The organism is Demequina sp. NBRC 110055, assembly GCF_002090135.1.
GTDB lineage: Bacteria > Actinomycetota > Actinomycetes > Actinomycetales > Demequinaceae > Demequina.
The window spans coordinates 686702-701393 of sequence record NZ_BBRL01000004.1 but is presented as its reverse complement, the minus strand read 5'-3'; the positions used below and the strand labels follow the sequence as shown (position 1 = coordinate 701393).

At 68.1% G+C, this 14692-nt stretch carries 15 protein-coding genes and 3 tRNA genes; 7 read left to right on the top strand and 11 right to left on the bottom strand.

Annotated elements, in window-relative coordinates:
* Positions 1-170: 170 nt before the first annotated feature.
* The 4 genes from mmsB to B7K24_RS03290 form a co-directional block, all read right to left on the bottom strand.
* Entirely contained in the window at positions 171-1349 is a 1179-nt protein-coding gene (gene mmsB, locus B7K24_RS03305) for a multiple monosaccharide ABC transporter permease (protein ID WP_084128687.1), read from the bottom strand.
* Entirely contained in the window at positions 1349-2923 is a 1575-nt protein-coding gene (mmsA, locus tag B7K24_RS03300; RefSeq protein ID WP_084128686.1) for a multiple monosaccharide ABC transporter ATP-binding protein, read from the bottom strand. Before mmsA ends, mmsB begins: the two co-directional genes overlap by 1 nt.
* Before the next feature lie 95 nt (positions 2924-3018).
* Positions 3019-4203 (bottom strand): multiple monosaccharide ABC transporter substrate-binding protein, encoded by a 1185-nt coding sequence (gene chvE, locus B7K24_RS03295; protein ID WP_084128684.1) that lies wholly within the window; start codon positions 4201-4203, stop codon positions 3019-3021.
* Between the two features lie 348 nt (positions 4204-4551).
* Entirely contained in the window at positions 4552-5526 is a 975-nt protein-coding gene (locus B7K24_RS03290; protein ID WP_084128683.1) for a LacI family DNA-binding transcriptional regulator, read from the bottom strand.
* Positions 5527-5863: 337 nt separating this feature from the next.
* Between B7K24_RS03290 and galK the strand changes: the two genes are divergently transcribed.
* Both galK and galE read left to right on the top strand, forming a co-directional pair.
* Entirely contained in the window at positions 5864-7012 is a 1149-nt protein-coding gene (galK, locus tag B7K24_RS03285; RefSeq protein WP_144268094.1) for a galactokinase, read from the top strand.
* 39 nt (positions 7013-7051) lie between these two features.
* Complete coding sequence (gene galE, locus B7K24_RS03280; protein ID WP_084128680.1) at positions 7052-8029, top strand: UDP-glucose 4-epimerase GalE; 978 nt, start codon at positions 7052-7054, stop codon at positions 8027-8029.
* A gap of 4 nt (positions 8030-8033) precedes the next feature.
* On the opposite strand, the gene B7K24_RS03275 is transcribed toward galE, so the two are convergent.
* Positions 8034-8411 (bottom strand): RidA family protein, encoded by a 378-nt coding sequence (locus B7K24_RS03275; protein WP_084128678.1) that lies wholly within the window; start codon positions 8409-8411, stop codon positions 8034-8036.
* Positions 8412-8429: 18 nt separating this feature from the next.
* Positions 8430-8783, bottom strand: coding sequence for a metallopeptidase family protein (locus tag B7K24_RS03270; RefSeq protein WP_084129229.1), 354 nt, complete (start codon positions 8781-8783; stop codon positions 8430-8432).
* Between the two features lie 89 nt (positions 8784-8872).
* Here B7K24_RS03270 and B7K24_RS03265 point away from each other — a divergent pair.
* From B7K24_RS03265 to B7K24_RS03250, 4 genes are all read left to right on the top strand, one after another.
* Positions 8873-8945: transfer RNA gene (locus B7K24_RS03265), tRNA-Glu, on the top strand.
* A 64-nt stretch (positions 8946-9009) separates the two neighbouring features.
* Positions 9010-9083: transfer RNA gene (locus B7K24_RS03260), tRNA-Asp, on the top strand.
* Positions 9084-9146: 63 nt separating this feature from the next.
* A tRNA-Phe gene (locus B7K24_RS03255) sits at positions 9147-9219 on the top strand.
* Positions 9220-9374: 155 nt separating this feature from the next.
* Entirely contained in the window at positions 9375-9746 is a 372-nt protein-coding gene (locus tag B7K24_RS03250) for a phage holin family protein (protein WP_084128677.1), read from the top strand.
* On the opposite strand, the gene B7K24_RS03245 is transcribed toward B7K24_RS03250, so the two are convergent.
* Genes B7K24_RS03245 through B7K24_RS03235 form a run of 3 tightly spaced genes read right to left on the bottom strand, consistent with a single transcriptional unit; the run spans position 9743 to position 11461 of the window.
* Entirely contained in the window at positions 9743-10681 is a 939-nt protein-coding gene (locus B7K24_RS03245; RefSeq protein ID WP_159449126.1) for a DMT family transporter, read from the bottom strand. The genes B7K24_RS03250 and B7K24_RS03245 overlap by 4 nt on opposite strands.
* Positions 10678-11229, bottom strand: coding sequence for a methylated-DNA--[protein]-cysteine S-methyltransferase (locus B7K24_RS03240; RefSeq protein WP_234986532.1), 552 nt, complete (start codon positions 11227-11229; stop codon positions 10678-10680). Before B7K24_RS03240 ends, B7K24_RS03245 begins: the two co-directional genes overlap by 4 nt.
* A gap of 31 nt (positions 11230-11260) precedes the next feature.
* Positions 11261-11461 carry a BldC family transcriptional regulator gene (locus tag B7K24_RS03235; RefSeq protein WP_084129228.1) on the bottom strand — a complete coding sequence of 67 codons (201 nt, stop codon included), beginning with the start codon at positions 11459-11461 and terminating at the stop codon, positions 11261-11263.
* Positions 11462-11727: 266 nt separating this feature from the next.
* Between B7K24_RS03235 and B7K24_RS03230 the strand changes: the two genes are divergently transcribed.
* A complete protein-coding gene (locus tag B7K24_RS03230) occupies positions 11728-11901 on the top strand; it encodes a DUF3073 family protein (protein WP_084102418.1) in 174 nt (57 codons plus the stop codon).
* 184 nt (positions 11902-12085) lie between these two features.
* On the opposite strand, the gene purM is transcribed toward B7K24_RS03230, so the two are convergent.
* Positions 12086-13189, bottom strand: coding sequence for a phosphoribosylformylglycinamidine cyclo-ligase (purM, locus tag B7K24_RS03225; protein WP_084128673.1), 1104 nt, complete (start codon positions 13187-13189; stop codon positions 12086-12088).
* Positions 13186-14661 carry an amidophosphoribosyltransferase gene (purF, locus tag B7K24_RS03220; protein ID WP_084128671.1) on the bottom strand — a complete coding sequence of 492 codons (1476 nt, stop codon included), beginning with the start codon at positions 14659-14661 and terminating at the stop codon, positions 13186-13188. Before purF ends, purM begins: the two co-directional genes overlap by 4 nt.
* Positions 14662-14692: the final 31 nt, after the last annotated feature.

Below are 14692 nucleotides of genomic sequence, written 5' to 3'. Positions count from 1 at the left end.
TGGCCGAGGCCGCGCTGCTCTGGGCGATGTGTGCCGTACCGGTGTCGCGCGGCCTCGGTCCTCGCATGGGGGAGCCGGGTACGGAGCCCGGCCACGGCATCGGCCGTCTGAAAAGACAACGGCCGCCCACCCCCCGAGGGGTAGACGGCCGTCGTAGCGGAACGAGGCGCTTAGCGCGCGCCCGCCCGGCGCTTGTTCCAGACGTCGAAGGCGACCGCGAGCAGCAGCACGAGGCCCTTGACGATATTCTGGATGGACTGCTCGTAGCCCAGCAGCTGCATGCCGTTGGTCATGATCGCCATGATCAGACCACCGACGATGGCGCCGGTCACGCGACCGACACCACCGGTGACGGCGGCGCCACCGATGAACGATGCGGCAATGGCGTCGAGCTCGAACATCTCACCGGCCGAGGGCTGCGCTCCGTTGGAGCGGGCCGAGTAGACCACACCGGCCACACCGGCCAGCAGGCCCATGTTCAGCATGATGCCGAAGTTGACCCACTTGACCTTCACACCCGACAGGGTCGCGGCGGTGAGGTTGCCACCGATCGCGTAGACGTGGCGACCGAAGACCGTGCGCGTGGTGACGACCGTGTAGACCAGCACCAGCACCGCCAGGATGATCAGCACGTTGGGCAGGCCGCGGTAGTTGGCGAGCTGCCAGGCGAACCACATCACCACAGCGGCGACGATCACAAGCTTGGTGATGAACAGCGGGGTCGCCCCCACGGTCTGCTTGTAGGCGATCGCGGCGCGACGCTTGCGGATCTCCGAGAACACGTATCCGGCGACCGCGATGGCGAAGATCACCAGCGTGAAGACGTCGTAGCCGTTGCCACCGAAGAGGCCGTTCTGGAAGCCCGTCGCGATGTTCGCGTACTCCGCCGGCACCGGCGACAGCGAGATGTTGTCCAGCACGCGGAACGTCAGACCACGGAACAGGAGCATGCCCGCCAGGGTCGTGATGAACGCGGGGATGCCGACGAAGGCGACCCAGAAGCCCTGCCAGGCTCCGGCGAGCAGACCCACCGCGAGGGCGGCGAGCACGCCCACCCACCACGGCTGACCCTGCTTGATCATCACCACGGCCGCGGTGGCACCCGCAAGGGCGACCACCGATCCGACCGACAGGTCGATATGCCCGCCGATGATGACGATGACCATACCGATGGCCAACACCAGAATGTAGGAGTACTGCAGGACGATGTTCGTCAGGTTGGTGGGGCCCAGCAGCTTGCCATCGGTGAGGATGGCGAAGAGGGCCACAATCGCGACGAAGGCGATGTAGATTCCGCTCTGGCGGAGGTTGCGCGTCAGCAGTTCGCGCACGTTGGCGATGCCGGTCATCAGTGGGTCTCCTCAGCGTCCGCGCCCTCGCGGGACGCTGCGTTTCGTTCTTGGGTCATGAGTGTCATCAGGGACTCCGGGGTCGCCTCGGCCACGTCAAGGCAGCCGGTGATCCGGCCGAAGGCCAGGGTGTAGATGCGGTCGCAGGTACCCATTAGCTCGGGCAGCTCCGACGAGATGATGACGACCGCCTTGCCCTGTGCGGCAAGCTTGTTGACGATCGTGTAGATCTCGTACTTCGCACCCACGTCGATGCCGCGAGTGGGCTCGTCGAGGATCAGGACGTCCGCGTCGGTGTACATCCACTTGGACAGCACGACCTTCTGCTGGTTACCACCGGACAGGTTGCCGGCAAGCTGCAGGACGGACGGCGTCTTGATGTTCATCGAGGAGCGGTACTCCTCCGCGACCTTCAACTCCTCGTTGCCGTTGACGAAGCCCGACTTGGTGAGCTTGAACAGCGCGGCGGCCGAGATGTTGCGGCGGATGTCCTCGATGAGGTTGAGGCCGTACTTCTTGCGGTCCTCGGTGGCGTACGCGATGCCGTGGTGAATCGCCTCGGAGACGGAGCGAGTCTTGATTTCCTCGCCACGCTTGAAGACCTTGCCCGAGATCCCGCGGCCATACGTGCCGCCGAAGATGCTCATGGCGAGCTCGGTGCGACCGGCACCCATCAGGCCGGCAATACCAACCACCTCGCCGGCGCGCACGTTGAAGCTCGCGCCGTCCACGACCACGCGGTCGGGCTGCGTGGGGTGGTGCACGGTCCAGTCCTCGACGCGGAAGAGTTCCTCGCCAATGCTGTGGTCGATCCGCTCGGGGTAGCGGTGCTCGAGGTCGCGGCCCACCATGCCGCGGATGATGCGGTCCTGGGTCGACTCGGGCTCCGACATGTCGATGGTCTCGATCGACTCACCATCACGAATGATCGTGGTGCGGTCCGCGATCTCCTCGATCTCGTTGAGCTTGTGGGAGATCATGATCGACGTGATGCCGCGCTCCTTCAGCGTGCGCAGCAGACCCAGCAGGTGCTCCGAGTCGGAGTCATTCAGCGCGGCCGTGGGCTCGTCGAGGATCAGCAGCTTGACGTCCTTCGACAGCGCCTTCGCGATCTCGATGAGCTGCTGCTTGCCGACTCCCAGTTGGCCGACGGGCGTGACGGGGTTCTCGTGCAACCCGACCTGCTCCATGAGGTCCAGGGCGCGCTTGTTCGCCTCGTTCCAGTCGATGAGTCCCAGGCGTCCCTTGGTCTCGTTACCGAGGAAGATGTTCTCCGCAACCGTGAGGTGCGGAACGAGCGCGAGCTCCTGGTGAATGATGACGATGCCGGCCTCTTCCGAGTCGTTGATCGACCCGAACTTGGCCTCTTCGCCACCGTAGTGAATCTCGCCGGTATAGGTGCCGTGGGGGTACACACCCGAGAGCACCTTCATCAGCGTGGACTTGCCTGCGCCGTTTTCGCCGCAGATGGCGTGGATCTCGCCGTCACGGACGTGGAGTTCCACGTCCGAGAGCGCCTTCACGCCGGGGAATTCTTTAGAGATGCCGCGCATCTCCAGGATGTTGCTAGCCATCGGTCCTCTCCAAACCATGACGCGCGGTGCTCTGCGGTGCCGACCCCGGCGTGGGGCCGGCACCGCAGAGCATGAATGCGGGGAGTCGAACCGAATTACTCGGCGACGCCCGAGGCGACCTCCTCGGCCGTCCAGTAACCCGAGTCGACGAGGAGCGACTCGATGTTGTCCGCGTACACGATGTCGGACTCGAGCAGGAAGGACGGAACGACCTTCACACCGTTGTCGTAGTCGGTGGTGTTGTTCGCCTCAGGCTCGGTGCCCTCGAGGTAGGCCTCGGTGGCGGTGATGGCCTGAGCGGCGAGCTTGCGGGTGTCCTTGAAGATCGTCGCGAACTGGACGTCGTCGGCGATCAGCTTGACGGAGGCGATCTCAGCGTCCTGGCCAGACACGGCGGGGAAGCCGTCGGTGACGGTGCCCTCGTAGCCGTTGTTCTGCAGGGCGGTGATGATGCCGCGCGACAGGCCGTCGTAGGGCGACAGCACGCCGTCGACGGTCATGTCGGTGCCCACGTAGGTACCCGTGAGGAGGTCCTCCATGCGCTTCTGCGCGGTCTCCTGCTGCCAGCGCAGGATGGCGGCCTGCTCGAAGTCGGTCTGACCCGAGGGAACGACCAGCGTGCCCGCGTCGAGGTAGGGCTGGAGCGTGTCGATCGCGCCGTTCCAGAAGAACGTGGCGTTGTTGTCGTCGGGCGAACCGGCGAACAGCTCGACGTTGAAGGGGCCGGTCTCGCCGGTCTCGTTGCCGTCCTTGTCCAGGACACCGAGACCCACGAGGAGCGAGGTGGCCTGCTGGACACCCACCTGGTAGTTGTCGAACGTCACGTAGAAGTCGACGTTCTCCGAGTCACGGATCAGGCGGTCGTAGGAGATGACGGGAATGCCCGCGGCGGCAGCCGCGTCCAGCTGCGAGGCGAGGGCGGTGCCGTCGATCGCCGCGATGATCAGGGCCTCAGCACCGTTGGTGATCATCTGGTCGACCTGCTGGCCCTGGGTGGGGATGTCGTCGTTGGCGAACTGGAGGTCCACCTCGTAGCCGGCCTCTTCGAGACCAGCCTTGACTGCGTCGCCGTCGGCGATCCAGCGCTCGGAGGTCTGGGTCGGCATCGCAACGCCGACCAGGCCGCCCTCGCTGGGAGCGCTCGACTCGGTCGACTCGGTACCGGTGGTGGCGCCAGTGGTCGACTCCTCCTCGGAGCCCGCACCCTCACCGGAGCACGCTGCGAGCGAGATGGCCAGAGCGGCACCCGCGGCAGCGGCAAAGTACTTCTTCGCCTTCATGTGTGTTTCTCCTCCTTGAGATTCCGCCGCGCGACTTCGCGCGGCTGTCATGCAGGAGCCAGTATGTTCACGTTCACACCGGCGCGTCAATTTCCGTCAGGTCACGATTCCGTGATGTTTGCCGAACGTTCGAAACGATCAGGATTCCGACCAGTAACAGGGAATTTGTGATCTGTCTGGGCTGAGACCGATCTCAGGCGGCCGATGCCGCGGTCGCCCCACGCTCTCGGTGTCCTGATGTCGAGGTCGCGCCTCACTCCTGGCGGCCCGATTTCCGCCACGAACCCGCGCTTCGCGGCGCAAATGTCCCCATTTGCGCCACCGGCGCGGAGGTGGGGGCAGGCCCGCTTATGACCGCGGCGGGGCCGTCGTGTAGCGAACGATCAACTCGGGCGCGAGCACCTGGGTCGACGGCAAGGGGTCTCGTGCGAGCATCGCGACCACAATGTCCACCGCGAGGCGGCCCACGCCGGCGAAGTCCTGACGCACCGTCGTCAGTGGCGGCACGGTGTGGCGGGCCTCGGCGTTGTCGTCAAAGCCCACGATCGATAGATCGCGCGGCACCACCGCCCCACTTTCCGTGAGGTAGTGCAGCGCACCGAGCGCCATCTGATCGTTGGCGAAGAACACGGCCGAGGCAGAGGGGTCCAGAGAGGCGGCGGCCTCGAACCCGGAGTCCGCTGTCCAGTCGCCTGCCAACAGGGGAAGTGGCTCGAGCCCGCGCTCGCGCATGACGAGTTCATAGGCGTCGCGGCGCAGCAGCGCCTCCTGATAGGTCTGCGGCCCCATCACGTGCTGGATGCGCGTGTGACCCAGGTCCAGCAGATGCTCCATGGCGAGGCGCACGCCGGCATTCTGGTCGATCGCGGCCGCCGCTCCGACAGGCTGTCCGCCGGTGAGCAGGTGCACGACCGGGATACCAGGATTGACGGCCTCGACCGCGTCCATGATCTCCTGATGTTGCGCCGCGACTGCGAGGGCGTCGATCCCGCGCCCCAGCAGGAACTCGAACGCCTCCGTGACCTGGGCGGCCGTCGCCTCCGTGCTCGTCATGATGGTGTGCAGGCCTGCGGCCCGGGCGGACCGCTCCAGGGCGTGCAGCGTCGACAGCGGACCAATATCCGTGACGACCGGGCCGATCATGCCGATGGTCTGCGTCCGCCCCGTCACCAAAGCGCGTGCCGCCAGGTTGCGCCGGTACCCCAGCTGTTCGATGGCGGCCACGACCCGTTCGCGGGTCTCGGGCCGAATGCCCTCGAAGTCGTTCAGGACACGGGAGACGGTCTGGTGCGAGACGCCGGCACGTGCGGCGACGTCATGCATGCTCGGACCACGTCCGTCCCGTGCCACTGCTGCCTCCTTGCGCGCCTGAGACCGCCCCGATGCGTCTCACGCGTGAACGTTAACCTACCCGGTCCCGGACTTCGCTTCCCGCCACACCGCACGTACGGAGGGCGAGAGTCCCCATCGGCCATCGTCGACCCCGTCCCGCTATACTGAGACCGGTCCCAGCCGGGGGTTGCGTCGGTCCCCAGGAATCTCCCTGACCGCACCCGCAACGTCCTCCCTCGCAGTGCCCGCGCCGTGGAAGGATAGGGGCCAGCAGGCGCGGCGCATGCCGGCGCCCCCGCACACCGTGCACACAGAACTGGAGTCATCGATGACCGACATTCGCGAGGCCTTCGAGGCCGCCTACGGACACGCAGCCGACGGCGTGTGGTCGTCCCCTGGCCGCGTCAACCTCATCGGCGAGCACACCGACTACAACAACGGCTTTGTGCTGCCGTTCGGCATCGACTACCGCACCTCAGCCGCCGTCGCGGTGCGCGAGGATCGCGAGATTCACCTGCGCTCGACCTTTGCCGAGGGCGAGGTCGTGGGCAACCTCGACGCCCTCACGCTCGAGTCGATGTCCGGCTGGTCCGCCTATGTTCTGGGCGTCGCCTGGGCGATGGCCGATGCCGGGGTCGACCTGGCGGCCGCGCGCGGCCTCGACATCCTCATCGACTCGGACGTGCCGGTGGGCGCGGGGCTGAGCTCCTCCGCCGCGCTCGAGTGCGCGGCCGGCGCCGCCTTCAACGAGCTCTGGGGCCTGGGCCTCGACAAGCTCGCGATCGCGCGGTTCGGCCGCGTGGCCGAGAACAAGGCCGTCGGCGCCCCCACCGGCCTGTTGGACCAGGCAGCCTCCATGCTCGCCGAGGACGACCACGTGGTGTTCCTCGACTGCGACACCGAGGAGGCGCGCCCCGTCGCGCTGCACCTGAAGGACAAAGGCCTGGGCATCCTCGTCACCAACTCGAATGTCGAGCACGAGCACGCCACGGGCGGCTACGGGGACCGCTTCGCCTCTTGCGCGAAGGGCGCCGAGGCCCTCGGCGTCACGACCCTGCGCGAGATCGGCGCCGACGACCTGCCGCGCGCCCAGGAGCTGCTCGACGACGAGACGTACCGCCGCGTGCGCCACGTCGTCACCGAGAACCAGCGCGTCCTCGACACCGTCGCCGTCCTTGCCGCCGAGGGCCCCACCGCCATCGGCGACCTGCTGAACGCTTCCCAGGCATCGATGCGCGACGACTTCGAGATCACGGTTCCCGAGATCGACCTCGCGTGCGACACCGCTGTCGCCGCGGGCGCCATCGGCGCCCGCATGACCGGCGGCGGCTTCGGCGGCTCGTCGATCGCCCTGGTGCCGCTCGACAAGGCCGACGCCATCGCATCGGCCATCCGCACCGCACTCAGCGACGCCGGCATGCGCGAGGCGACCATCTTCACCGTGACGCCCTCCCAGGGCGCCCGCCGCGACCACTGAGCACACCCGACCGCTAAGCGCACGCAAGGAGTCAAGAACATGAGCTGGATGGTGACCGGCGGAGCCGGCTACATCGGATCCCACGTGGTGCGGGCCCTCACCGACGGCGGCATCGACGCCGTGGTCCTCGACGACCTCTCGAGCGGCTTCGAGCAGTTCATCCCCGCGGGTGTGCCGTTCGTGAAGGCCTCGATCCTCGAGACCGACAAGGTCCGCGAGGCGCTCGTGGAGCACAGCGTGCAGGGCGTCATCCACTGCGCCGGGTACAAGTACGCCGGGGAGTCCGTGCGCCTGCCCATCCACACGTACCGCCAGAACGTCGAGGGCACCGCGTGCCTGCTCGAGGCGATGGCGGATGCCGGGGTCACCCAGCTCGTCTTCTCGTCCTCGGCGGGGGTCTACGGGACGCCCGACGTGGAGATCGTCAACGAGACCACGCCCACCACGCCCGAGTCGCCCTACGGCGAGTCCAAGCTCATCGGGGAGTGGCTGATCCGCGACCAGGTCAAGGCCACCGCCGAGTCCGACGCTCCCCTGCGCGCGACCTCGCTGAGGTACTTCAACGTGGTCGGCTCGGGGACCCCCGAGGTCTACGACGCGTCCCCGCACAACCTGTTCCCCAAGGTCATTCGCGCGATCAAGGCCGGCCAGGCGCCGCTGATCTTCGGCGACGACTACGACACCGAGGACGGCACCTGCGTGCGCGACTACGTGCACGTGCAGGACCTCGCCCACTCCCACGTGGCCGCGGCCCGCATGCTCGACGCCGGCCGCCCCCTCGCCCCCGTCTACAACCTGGGCTCGGGCGACGGCACGTCCGTCAAGGAGATCGTGGGCTCGCTGCTCGAGGCCGCAGGCTCCGACCTTGAGCCCGTCGTGAAGGACCGCCGCCCCGGCGACCCCGCCCGCATCGTGGCCCGCGGCGAGCTCGCGGCGGACGACATCGAGTGGAAGATGGCGCACACCATCGAGGAGATGGCCTCGTCGGCCTGGGAGGCTGCGCCCGACGAGATCTGAAGCCTTAGGGCTGCTCGATCACGGCATCGGCCTGAATCTCGACCAGATAGTGCTTGTCGGCAAGGGCCGAGACCTCGACGATAGTCGCCGCCGGGCGGATGTCCTGGAACACCTCCCGGTGCGCGGCTGCCACCTTCTCCATGTCGCGCATGTCCGTGACATAGGTGACGGTGCGCACCACGTCGCCCAGTTGGGCGCCGGCCTCCGCGAGGGCGCGGCCGATGGTGTGCAGCGCATCGAGCGCCTGCGCATATGCGTCCGGCACCACCGCATCGTCCCTGGCACACGTGCCGGACACCATGACGTGGTTGCCGACCCGCACCGCGCGCGAGTAGCCATACATGTCCTCGAAGGGGCCGCCGGAGCCGAAGGTCTGCCTCATGGCCTCACGCTACGCCAGCTACCCCCATCCGAGCGCGTGGAGCCGCTCGTCGTCGATGCCGAAGTGGTGCGCGATCTCATGCACCACGGTGATCGCCACCTCCTCGCGCACGTGATCGGCGTCGTCGCAGAACCGCAGCGTGGGCCCGCGATAGATGAAGACGCGGTCGGGCAGGTCGGCCATCCCCCAGTCCGCGCCGCGCTCGGTCAGCGCGACGCCGTCGTAGAGGCCCAGGAGGTCCTTGTCTGGGCCCTCGGGCTCGTCCTCGATGAGGATCACGACGTTGTCGACGAGGTTCAGCAGGTCCTCGGGGATCGCATCGATCGCGTCGTCGACGGCGGACTCGAACTCCTCGTGGGACATCTGCACCATGGCGCCATTGTCGCGCAGGTTCACAGCACGTCCCGCGAGCCTCTATGATTGTCAGGTCCTCGTGGTCGCCTTGGCGGCCGGGAGACGGCGCCCTCATCGTCTAGCGGCCTAGGACGCCGCCCTTTCACGGCGGTAGCACGGGTTCGAATCCCGTTGGGGGTACAACGTAGGCCTGAAAATGGTCTACACTATTCCTCGGCCCTCCTTGCGGAGAGTCGATTTGCAAGGCCCTGTAGCGCAGTTGGTTAGCGCGCCGCCCTGTCACGGCGGAGGTCGCGGGTTCAAGTCCCGTCAGGGTCGCGGTGCGACAAGCCCCTTCATTCGGAGGGGCTTTCGCGCAAGCGGGGCTCCACCCCTGCGATTGGCTCTGTAGCTCAGTTGGTAGAGCGTTCGACTGAAAATCGAAAGGTCACCGGATCGACGCCGGTCGGAGCCACAGCAAGAAAGGCCCTCGGGAATCCCGGGGGCCTTTCGCTTTGTCTCCAGGGGGCCGATGCCGTGGCTCGCTAGCGCACGACGAGCCCATTCGTTTGCGCTCGCCCCGTACCAGGCGGTTGACTGGGCACAACGCAAACTTTGAGGAGACCAGCCATGGCCAGCTTCGGCAAGACCCTGCTCAACACCCTGCTCGGCGCGATCGCCGGTCAGTGGATCGCCACGATCAAGGCCGAGTCCGAGGTGATCAAGCTCGAACTCAAGGTCAAGGGCCGCCAGCTTGGCATCGGCATCGGCCTCATCGCCGCAGCCGCGGCGCTCGGCTTCTTCTTGTTCTTCGTGCTGATCGTCGCTGCGATCGCTGGACTGTCGGTGGTGTGGCCCGTGTGGCTCGCCGCGCTCGTGGTCGCCGGCGCCATGCTGCTGATCATGCTGATTCTCGCCGGCATCGGCGCGGGCAAGATCAAGCGCTACAAGGACATCTACCCGGCCGCCTCGATCCAGCGCATCAAGGACTCGGTCTTCTAAGCCGCGGAGCCCTTCAGCTCCGGCATCGTCTCCGGCCGGGGCTTGGGCTTGCGCTGTGCGAGCCACACGCCGGCGAACACCACCACGGCTCCGGCGACCTCGTACCAGACCAGTTCCTCGCCCAGCACGACGATGCCGAGGAAGGTCGCGACGACGGGCACCACGTAGGTGACGGACGATGCCGTGGTCGCCCCGGCGACCTTCACCACCTTCCAGAACCACACGTACGCAAACGACGTGCCGGTCACGCCCAGCGCCACGATCGCCCACAGCGACACCGAGTCCGGCGCGATGGCGCCGGGCGCGGGCGTGGGCGCCGCGAGGGCGAACGGCGCGAGCATGAGCGCGGACACCGTGATCTGCATCGACGACAGTGCCGCCGGGGAGTCCTGGACGCGGCTGAGAAGCACGCGCGACAGCGTGGAGCCGATGCCGTAGCAGGCCGTCGCGGACAACATCAGCGCCGCTCCCAGCACCGGGAAGTCGGCTACCCGCCACGCGCCCAGCAGGATCGCGATGCCGACCGCGCCGATCACGAGTCCCGTGAGCTGCGCGCGCGTCACCCGCTCCGCGGGGATCAGCAGGGCGACGAACAGCGCCGTCCACAGCGGCGTGGTCGCGTTCAACAGGCTCGCGAGGATCGACGAGATGTGCTGCTGCGCGGCGGGGATCAGGACGAGCGGGATCCCCGACATGAACGCCGCGACGACGGCAACGGCGCCCACCTTGCGCCACGTGAGGCGCGGGACGTTGCGGGTGATGACGACGAGCGCGATCAGGGTCATCGCGCCGAACAGCACTCGGCCGAACGCCACCTGCGTGGGCGCGAAGGCACGCAGCCCGATGGAGATGAACAGGAAGCTCGCGCCCCACGCCGCCGAGACGCCCAGGAAGTACGGCAGCCACGCACGCAACGGGGCATCGGCCGGCGTCACGCGGTGCGCTCCACGAGGCGGGCGGCGGGCGTCGCGGAGGACACCTCCACCCCCTCGAGCCTCAGCAGCGCGGCCTTGTTCTCCATGCCACCAAACCCATACGACCCCAGCCGCCCGCCGGCCTGCACCACGCGGTGGCACGGCACGAAGGCTGCGATGGTGTTGCCCGCGCAGGCGGTGCCTACGGCTCGCGCCGCGCGAGGCCTACCGGCCATCTCGGCCAACTCTCCGTACGACACGGTTCTGCCCGCAGGGACGGTACGCATCTGGGCCCACACCTCCTGGGTGAACGCGCCGCCCTCCTGGGCGACAGCGAGCGTCATCAGCGCGGTGTCGTCGCCGGCGATCCAGCCGGCCACGGCATCGGCCACCTGGGGTTGGGCACCCTCAGCCCAGCCCAGCGCCATCACGGCACGCGGGAACCGCAGCACCGCCTCCTCCCACGGCAGGAAACTGGCAGCGCGGACCACGCCGTCTGCGGCCGTGAGCGCGACGGTCAGCGGGCCGACGGGAGTGGGATGTGACGAGACGAGGACGGGGGCGGGCACAGGCGTCAGCGTACGCCCGCCACCCGGCCCGTCAGGCGCCCTGTTCCTGCGCCTTTGCCAGCAGCTCATTGACCTCCGCGGCGCGGAAGCGGCGGTGACCGCCAAGAGTGCGAATCGAAGAGAGTTTGCCGACCTTCGCCCAACGGGTCACCGTCTTGGGGTCGACGCGGAAGATCGCGGCCACCTCACTCGGCGTCAGCAGCTTCTCCGGTTCCTTGACAACATCGGTCATCATCCGTGATTCCCCTCAGAATTCATGGCGTGTACGGCCCCGGCGTTGGGACCTCGTGAACAGTGAGACCGTTCACATTCTCGATTATGACGTCGTTTTGGGAGAGAAGTTCCGGTTTTTTGATGCAAGTGCTTTGCGTGTCGCGGCGCTCCGGGCCACGCAGGGAGTCGCGATCACGCCCCCGCACGTTGTAAAGTTCTACTCAGCACTCATCACGCAGGGCCCGCGAAATACGCGCGCCCGCGACGAGCGGAAGGGGCGGCGACATGGGGCGCGGCCGTCAGAAGGCTAAGGACGCGAAGATCGCGCGTCAGCTCAAGTACTCGAACCACGGCAGCGACATTCGCGACCTCGAGCGCGAGTTGATCGGCCATTCTGCCGAGGAGCCCGATGAGGCCGACGACAAGTACGACCGCTGGGCGGACGACGACGAGCGCTAAGCTCTTTCGCTCCACCTGAGCGCGCCGGCCTCGCGGCTGGCGCGCTTTCGGCGTGCCCGGGTGGTGTGCACGGACCGGCGCAGCCCCCGGAGTCTCCTAGGAGCCACTCAGCGCCCGGTTTCGCGCGAAAGCGGGCAGCCAGCGGCTCCTCGGACGCATCAGGGCGACACGCGACGCGACGGGACTACGCCCGGTACGCGCCGCTGAGGTAGACCGCTCCCCCGTCGACGCCCTTGGCGCCGCGGATGGTGTCGGGCGACGGGATGCGGCCGTCGTCCGTGACGATCTCGCCCAGGGTCCAGGCCTCGACGCCCGCGGCGCGCGAGGTGGACATGAGCCCCTCCGCGTCCTCCGGCGCCACGACCGCCACCATGCCCACGCCCATGTTGAGGGTGGACTCCAGGTCGTTCCAGGGCACGGAGCCCGCGGCCTGAACGACGGAGAACACGGCGGGCAGGTCCCACGCGCCACGTGACACGGTCGCGGCCAGGCCCTGCGGCAGCACGCGGGCGACATTCGCTCCCAGCCCACCGCCGGTCACGTGCGAGAAGGCGCGCAGGCCCGGCACGGACGCCGCGAGCGAGACACACAGCTGCGAGTAGATCCGGGTGGGCTCGAGGAGCTCCTCGCCCACGGTGCGACCGAGGTCGTCCAGGTGCGTGTCGAGATGCCAGCCCGCGTGGGAGACCACGCGACGCACCAGCGAGTAGCCGTTCGAGTGCAAGCCCGACGAGGCCATCGCCACGACCACGTCGCCCTCACGCACACGCTCGGCCCCGAGGACCGCGGAGGCCTCGACCACGCCCACCGCCGCGCCCGCCACGTCGTAGTCGTCGGGCTCCATGACGCCGGGGTGCTCGGCGGTCTCGCCGCCCACGAGCGCCACGCCGGCCATCTCACAGCCCTCGGCGATGCCGCGCACGATGTCCGCGATGCGCTCAGGCACGACCTTGCCGCACGCGATGTAGTCGGTCATGACCAGCGGCTTCGCGCCGCACACCACGATGTCGTCGACGACCATTGCCACGAGGTCCTGGCCGATGGTGTCATGCACGTCGAGCGCGCGGGCGATCACGATCTTGGTGCCCACGCCGTCGGTCGAGGACGCCAGCAACGGACGGTCGTACGCCTTCAACGCCGAGGCGTCGAAGAGACCCGCGAAGGCGCCCACGCCGCCGAGGACCTCGGGTCCGTGGGTGCGCGAGACGGCAGACTTCATCAGCTCGACGGCCTTATCGCCCGCCTCGGTGTCGACGCCGGCGTCGGCATAGGTGATGGGCTCGGTCACGAGGAGACCTCCACGGGCTGGTTGAGAAGCAGGTGGCGCGCGCTCACGGGCGGCTCGATGGGGTACTCGCCGGTGAAGCAGGCGGTGCAGAGCTTGGAGCGGGGCTGCTCGGTCGCGGCGATCATGCCGTCCACCGAGATGTAGCCCAGCGAGTCAGCACCCAGGTGCCGGCGCACGTCGTCGACGGAGTGCTCGACGGCGATGAGCTCGTCGCGCGTCGCGAAGTCGATGCCGTAGAAGCACGGCCACTGGATGGGCGGCGAGGAGATACGCAGGTGCACCTCGGCCGCGCCGGCCTCGCGCAGCATGGCGACCACGGCGCGCTGGGTGTTGCCGCGCACGATCGAGTCGTCCACAACCACCAGGCGCTTGCCCTCGATCTGCTCGCGCAGCGGGTTGAGCTTCAGGCGGATGCCCAGCTGGCGCAGCGTCTGCGAGGGCTGAATGAAGGTACGGCCCACGTAGGAGTTCTTGACGAGCCCATGGCCAAACGGGATGCCGGACTCCTGGGCGTACCCCACGGCGGCGGGGGTGCCGGATTCGGGGGTCGGCATGACCATGTCCGCCTCGACGGGGTACTCACGCGCCAGCTGGCGGCCCATCTCGACACGGGAGGCGTGCACGGAGCGGCCGGCGATCTTGGTGTCGGGGCGGGCGAGGTAGACGTACTCGAAAACGCAGCCCTTGGGCGCGGCCTCGGCGAAGCGCTGCGAGTGCACGCCGTCGGCGTTGATGGTGAGGAACTCGCCGGGCTCGACCTCGCGCTCCTGCACGGCGCCCACAATATCCAGCGCGGCCGTCTCGGAGGCGACGACCCAGCCACCCGACGCGAGGCGACCCAGCACCAGCGGGCGCACCCCCTGCGGGTCACGCGCCGCGTACAGCGTGTCCTCGTCCATAAAGACCAGGGAGAACGCGCCCTCGACATGGGGCAGCAGCTCGAGCGCGGTCTCGGTGACGGTGTCGTAGCGATCCCAGCCCAACAAGGCGGTGAGGATAGCGGTGTCGGTCACGCCGCCGCTGAACATCTCATCGCGGCGCTCCTCACCGAGGCGCTCGGCAACCAGCTCGAGCAGCCGGTGCGTGTTGGTGAGGTTGCCGTTGTGACCCAGCGCGACCGTGCCGTTCTTGGTGGGCCCCAGCGTGGGCTGCGCGTTGGCCCACACGGACGCGCCGGTGGTCGAGTAGCGCGCGTGGCCCACGGCCATGTGGCCCGTCAGCGCCTCAAGCGCGGCCTCGTCGAACACCTGCGAGACCAGGCCCATGTCCTTGTAGACCAGGATCTTCTGGCCGTCCGAGGTTGCGATGCCCGCGGACTCCTGGCCGCGGTGCTGCAGGGCGTAGAGGCCGAAGTAGCTGAGCTTCGAGACCTCCTCGCCGGGGCCGTAGACGCCAAAGACGCCGCAGGCATCCTGCGGCCCCTTCTCGCCGGGAAGCAGGTCGTGGGTAAGCAGGCCATCGCCGCGGGCCATCAGCAGTCCTCCTGGGGGCGGGAGATCACCG

What these genes read in the sequence shown, in the direction of transcription:
- mmsB (WP_084128687.1), bottom strand. Translation starts at nt 1,349, where the DNA reads ATGACCGGCATCGCCAACGTGCGCGAACTGCTGACGCGCAACCTCCGC.
- mmsA (WP_084128686.1), bottom strand. Translation starts at nt 2,923, where the DNA reads ATGGCTAGCAACATCCTGGAGATGCGCGGCATCTCTAAAGAATTCCCC.
- chvE (WP_084128684.1), bottom strand. Translation starts at nt 4,203, where the DNA reads ATGAAGGCGAAGAAGTACTTTGCCGCTGCCGCGGGTGCCGCTCTGGCC.
- B7K24_RS03290 (WP_084128683.1), bottom strand. Translation starts at nt 5,526, where the DNA reads ATGCATGACGTCGCCGCACGTGCCGGCGTCTCGCACCAGACCGTCTCC.
- galK (WP_144268094.1), top strand. Translation starts at nt 5,864, where the DNA reads ATGACCGACATTCGCGAGGCCTTCGAGGCCGCCTACGGACACGCAGCC.
- galE (WP_084128680.1), top strand. Translation starts at nt 7,052, where the DNA reads ATGAGCTGGATGGTGACCGGCGGAGCCGGCTACATCGGATCCCACGTG.
- B7K24_RS03275 (WP_084128678.1), bottom strand. Translation starts at nt 8,411, where the DNA reads ATGAGGCAGACCTTCGGCTCCGGCGGCCCCTTCGAGGACATGTATGGC.
- B7K24_RS03270 (WP_084129229.1), bottom strand. Translation starts at nt 8,783, where the DNA reads ATGGTGCAGATGTCCCACGAGGAGTTCGAGTCCGCCGTCGACGACGCG.
- B7K24_RS03250 (WP_084128677.1), top strand. Translation starts at nt 9,375, where the DNA reads ATGGCCAGCTTCGGCAAGACCCTGCTCAACACCCTGCTCGGCGCGATC.
- B7K24_RS03235 (WP_084129228.1), bottom strand. Translation starts at nt 11,461, where the DNA reads ATGACCGATGTTGTCAAGGAACCGGAGAAGCTGCTGACGCCGAGTGAG.
- B7K24_RS03230 (WP_084102418.1), top strand. Translation starts at nt 11,728, where the DNA reads ATGGGGCGCGGCCGTCAGAAGGCTAAGGACGCGAAGATCGCGCGTCAG.
- purF (WP_084128671.1), bottom strand. Translation starts at nt 14,661, where the DNA reads ATGGCCCGCGGCGATGGCCTGCTTACCCACGACCTGCTTCCCGGCGAG.